Below are 4,119 nucleotides of genomic sequence, written 5' to 3'. Positions count from 1 at the left end.
TTCACCAATTAATCGCCATCAACGACGACACCGGCGAATGCTGGGAATTTTACAATATGCCTGGGCATCAGAAGATCATGTAATGTATTGAGGAAAAATTATGAAAACCGGACTCCGCTTTGCCTGCACTATCGGCAACCTGGAAGCCAAAACTTTTGCCGTGGTTGATTTTACGTTAGATGAAGCGCTTTCATCGTTATTTACCCTGTCTCTGACGTTAGCGGCACCTCGTTCAGATATTGATACCGATACCCTCCTGCTCCAAACCGCGCGGTTCACCGTCACCCGTGACGATATTCTGCAACGCGAAGTGACAGGATTGGTTGAAAGCGCGGTTGTTGGGACCACAAACCGGCATCAAACCCAGTATCACCTGACAGTCAGGCCAGAAATGTGGCTTCTGACACTCGATCAGGACAGCCGTATTTATCACCAAATTAGCATTCCCGATATTTTACAAAGCCTCCTGAAACAGAAGCAACTCAGGGCCAATATACATTTGAATAACCCACATTCAACGCGGGAATATGTCACCATGAAAAGGGAATCATCCTATGATTTCTTTACCCGCCTGGCGGCTGAAGAGGGGATGTTCTTCTGGTTCGCCGATGACGGGCTCCATCTGAGTGATAGCCACCTGAACATGAGAGCGCCGGATACACTGATCTACAACCCGGACATTACCAGCGCAGTAGAAGAAAATGTTATCTACAAATGGCTGTTTGGCTCCCACATGCGCCCTGAATCCACCACCCAAAAAGACAGAAATTACCACAATCCCAATTACGCTTTACGACACAATGCAACAGATTTTGCGGCAGAAAACGACACACTATTTCATATTTTCGAAAGTTACGGGCGTTTTCAGAAAGACAAAGAGGCCATTCCGTTTACCCAATACCGGCTGGAAGCCCTGCGCGCTGACAGCAAATCAGGGATAGCGAACAGTAACTGTATCCGATTAATGCCGGGCAGAATCTTCACATTAACCAACCACCCGATTGACGCCATGAATGATCGCTGGCAAGTCATCTCTTCCCAACATACAGGGCATGTCCCTGCGGTTTTAGGCGACGGCGGAACCGGCACTACCCTGAATTCACAAACCCGGTTTATACCAGGCCGCAACGACTGGCGTCCGCCATACCGCTATAAACCACTGGCTGACGGCGATGAAATCGCAACAGTTGTCGGACCCGGCACTGAAGAAATTTACGTCAATAAAGATGGGGCGGTTCGCGTTCATTTCCACTGGAACCGTTATGACGCGCCTGACGACCGGGCTTCTTGTTGGGTGCGGGTTGCACAAGGATGGAATGGCAACGGATTTGGTTTTCTGGCAACACCGCGCGTCGGTCAGGAAGTGATTATCTCCTATCTCAACGGCGATATTGACCGGCCTATTATTACCGGATGCACTTACAACGGCCTTAACCGCCCGCCGCTGAATTTACCTGCGGAAAAGACGCGCACCACATTCAGAACCAAAACACATAAAGGTAACGGTTTTAACGAATTACGTTTTGAGGATGAAAATGGCAGCGAGGAAGTGTTTATTCATGCCCAGCGGGATATGAATACCCGGGTTCTGAATGATGAAGCCTGTAATATCGGACACAACCGGACACATCATATCAAACATGATGCCCATTTACGCATTGACAATGAGTACCGCGTACAGGCGGGCAATGATATTTCCCTATCTACGGAGCAGAAACTCCATATCAAGGCAGATGATGCCCTGTTAACTCAAAGCGGTAATGAAATTCACCTAAGTTCCGGCGCTAAAGTCGTGATTGATGCTGGCAGTGAACTGACTCTACAGGCCGCCGGGCACTTCCTTAAAATCGATGCGGGCGGTATCACCAGCAGTGCGGGCATTAACTTTGGCAGTGGATCACCCGGCAGCGGCTCAGGTTGGGGCGGCAAGCTGCCAGATAAGCTGGATAAACTGAAACAGGCAAGCGTCGTACAGGCAGAAAAAGCCCTGACGGCGCCGTTGAAAGAAATCTGTCTGACCTGCCTGATGAAAGCAGAACAGGATGGCACAGCAATGGTTATAAGGGGGCAGTCATGACGCCGGAATTACAGAAAGAATGGAGTGAATACAGAGAAATGCATCCCGAAATGAAATGGTATGCCTTAGTCAGCGGCCTACAGTATGAGCGTCATTTTGCTGAGGAGATTAAGTATATCGCCGGCACGAATAATCCTCTGTTCCGGCAATACCCGGATGCCAAAATTGCGTTCGCGGGGCCGTGGTTGTTTGATATGGCTTATGCGAAATCATGGGAAGAAAAGTTATCTGCGCTGGAAAAGGTTGCACCTTCGGTGTCTTGGCTACACACCACGCTGTCTTTGGACAAACTAACCCGTCACCTTGAAAACTACCTGAATATCGAGTTGGAAACAGGGGAAACGGCATTGCTGCGTTTTTACGATCCCCGCATCTTGCATCAGATCCGGGATATTTTCAGCCCAGAACAATTGTCGGCATTCACTGACGGTATTCATGAGTGGGTGTATTCTTTTGATAATAATGACCATTTTGTAAAAGGAGTCTAGTGATGATAAAACTCAGCAAGGAGCAGGTCGCTAAATTTATTAATGCGGAAGATGAAGCTTATGTGACCCAGATCCGACAACGTATTCTAGTTGAGCACAGTGAATTAGTCGAAAATGAAAGTGAACACAACCTACATCAGCGGTTAAAGAAGGCTTATCTGGATTTAATTGCGATGGGGTTTAAAGATGAAGCGTTGGTCCGCTCTTATTTATACTTCGTTGCGTTTAATCATGATTTTCACGGCTCATCAGAAATCCAGAATATGTTGAACACGGGAGATAGCCCAGAACAACAATACCGTGATTATTTGCGGGTCATGGATAATTTATTGAAAAGGAGAAATTGATATGCCATTACCACTTCTTGCGCCAGCGGCTCCTGCTCTTTTAGCTGCTGCTGAATGGACACTGGCTGCTTGTGCAACAGGATTAGCCGCCGTTGGTGTGATGGAAAGCACCAAAAATAAAGAAGGTGAACAAGACAAGGCAACAGCGAATACACAAACAATTGCTTCGTCCCGTACCGAATGTGAGAAATGTCCGGCAATTGGCAACGTTACAATGGTTTGGGAAAAGACCACATCGTATTCAGAAATAACCATTGCTTATCAAACAAAAATTGCCGGGACGATATACAACCCTGAATTAAACATAATTGAGACTTGGTTATGTATGGATACAAATTTCGATGGTTGGAAGCCTGCACAATGCTTATTTCTTGAGGCTAAGGCTAAGTATGACCAGTTCTTTAAGAATGGGGAGCCTAAAAATTTCTATAAAAATGTAAAATTAAAAGGAGATATGTCTGGGCATGACAGTATGATTTATCAAGCTAAAAAACAAAATTTAGTATGTATAACCTTAAACAATGTGCCAAAATCATATTGGCATTTTTTGCAACCTGTATCTTATGCATATTTCTCTAGAGCATTTACCAAATTTAATAACATTAAAGTGTTTAATACTGTGATTTGATAGTTGTTTAATTATATTTTGCGTAAAAAGGTAAAGATATGACAACAATATACCCAAGAATAGAACTATTTCACGATCTAAACAAGAGCATAACACCCAAGGTAGCATTGAGTGATTTATATCCGGTGGTGCAACAAGTAAATAAATTATCAAATAAGCAAAGTGGTTGGCATTTACCTGAGAATTCTTTGGAAGAGAGATTGTTGTACCGAGCATTTGATGAAAATGGGCCTACTGAGTACGCATTAAAGCATTTTGAAGCAACTTTTGATGAAAAATTTAAACTTATTGTTAAATCTTTATCAGATGGAAATGATGAAGATAATAATAGTATTTTATATACAAGCGAAGATGGAATTCATAATAACCCTATCCGATTAGGGAAAACCAACATATCAATTAACATTAGTCTTAAAAAAGAAGATGTTAACTTTGAGAAGTTTATAATATTCATTAAAAATTTAATATCTAATTGTAAGTCTCCATTTGTTTTAGTAGATACAAGAGGCTACTCACTAAAACAAAAACAAATTTTTCCAGATAGGGTTTATGCCGGTTGGATGCTCTATTTGCCAATAG

At 43.7% G+C, this 4,119-nt stretch carries 5 protein-coding genes; all 5 read left to right on the top strand.

Annotated elements, in window-relative coordinates:
- Positions 1–100: 100 nt before the first annotated feature.
- Positions 101–2,077 carry a type VI secretion system tip protein TssI/VgrG gene (gene tssI / locus V2H77_RS01075; protein WP_341497320.1) on the top strand — a complete coding sequence of 659 codons (1,977 nt, stop codon included), beginning with the start codon at positions 101–103 and terminating at the stop codon, positions 2,075–2,077.
- Positions 2,074–2,565: a DUF4123 domain-containing protein gene (locus tag V2H77_RS01070; RefSeq protein WP_112877237.1), complete on the top strand. Its 492-nt coding sequence runs from the start codon at positions 2,074–2,076 to the stop codon at positions 2,563–2,565. The genes tssI and V2H77_RS01070 overlap by 4 nt, the downstream gene beginning before the upstream one ends.
- 2 nt (positions 2,566–2,567) lie before the next feature.
- Positions 2,568–2,912, top strand: coding sequence for a hypothetical protein (locus V2H77_RS01065; protein ID WP_049585378.1), 345 nt, complete (start codon positions 2,568–2,570; stop codon positions 2,910–2,912).
- A 1-nt stretch (position 2,913) separates the two neighbouring features.
- Positions 2,914–3,540, top strand: coding sequence for a restriction endonuclease fold toxin 5 domain-containing protein (locus tag V2H77_RS01060; RefSeq protein WP_341497319.1), 627 nt, complete (start codon positions 2,914–2,916; stop codon positions 3,538–3,540).
- 38 nt (positions 3,541–3,578) lie between these two features.
- Positions 3,579–4,119 (top strand): hypothetical protein (locus tag V2H77_RS01055; protein ID WP_341497318.1); only part of this gene is annotated, 541 nt, incomplete at its 3' end.

Origin of the sequence: Photorhabdus sp. P32 (genome assembly GCF_038085095.1) — a bacterium.
GTDB classification, from domain to species: domain Bacteria; phylum Pseudomonadota; class Gammaproteobacteria; order Enterobacterales; family Enterobacteriaceae; genus Photorhabdus; species Photorhabdus luminescens.
This window is presented reverse-complemented; position numbering and strand designations above follow the sequence as displayed.

What these genes read in the sequence shown, in the direction of transcription:
- tssI (WP_341497320.1), top strand. Translation starts at nt 101, where the DNA reads ATGAAAACCGGACTCCGCTTTGCCTGCACTATCGGCAACCTGGAAGCC.
- V2H77_RS01070 (WP_112877237.1), top strand. Translation starts at nt 2,074, where the DNA reads ATGACGCCGGAATTACAGAAAGAATGGAGTGAATACAGAGAAATGCAT.
- V2H77_RS01065 (WP_049585378.1), top strand. Translation starts at nt 2,568, where the DNA reads ATGATAAAACTCAGCAAGGAGCAGGTCGCTAAATTTATTAATGCGGAA.
- V2H77_RS01060 (WP_341497319.1), top strand. Translation starts at nt 2,914, where the DNA reads ATGCCATTACCACTTCTTGCGCCAGCGGCTCCTGCTCTTTTAGCTGCT.